Consider the following 554-nt stretch of genomic DNA (forward strand, 5'->3'; position numbering starts at 1 on the left):
TTTGTCTTTGGCGTCAATCGCGCGCTGGTGGGTGTGTAAACCTGGGTATTTAGGTAGAAGAGAAGGGTGAATGTTGATCATCTTACCGAGATAGTGCGAAACAAATGCACCGCTAAGAATGCGCATGTACCCAGCAAGAACGACAACATCGGGCTGATACTTGTCAATTTGTTGCATCAACTCGGCATCGAATGCCTCGCGTGACTCGAACGCTTTAGGGTCAACAAAGTGGCCATCAACATTAAACTGTTTTGCACGTTCTAGGCCGTATGCGTCAGATTTATTAGAAAATACTGCTGCAACGTGTGCGTTAGGCATGCTGTTTTCACAAGCTTCTAAAATGGCTTGTAAGTTACTGCCGTTACCTGAAATTAGGACCACGATGTTTTTCATGATGTTGGGACTGCCTTGATATTGTAGGTTCTATAAATTACCTACTATTAGAATGGTTTTCGATGTTCCAGATAGCAGAATGAGGACGTGGCGTCCTCATTCATTTTATTTTTTAGCGTGATTCACAAGTTAGTTGATTTCAACTTGCTCTTCATTTGCTT

The 554-nt window shown here is 42.6% G+C and carries 1 protein-coding gene; it reads right to left on the minus strand.

From position 1 onward, the window contains the following. Window positions 1–393: phosphoribosylglycinamide formyltransferase (gene purN, locus R8N47_RS27530; protein WP_318186404.1), on the minus strand; the 393-nt coding region annotated here is incomplete at its 3' end. Window positions 394–554: the final 161 nt, after the last annotated feature.

It is taken from the genome of Vibrio sp. 2132-1, assembly GCF_033344315.1.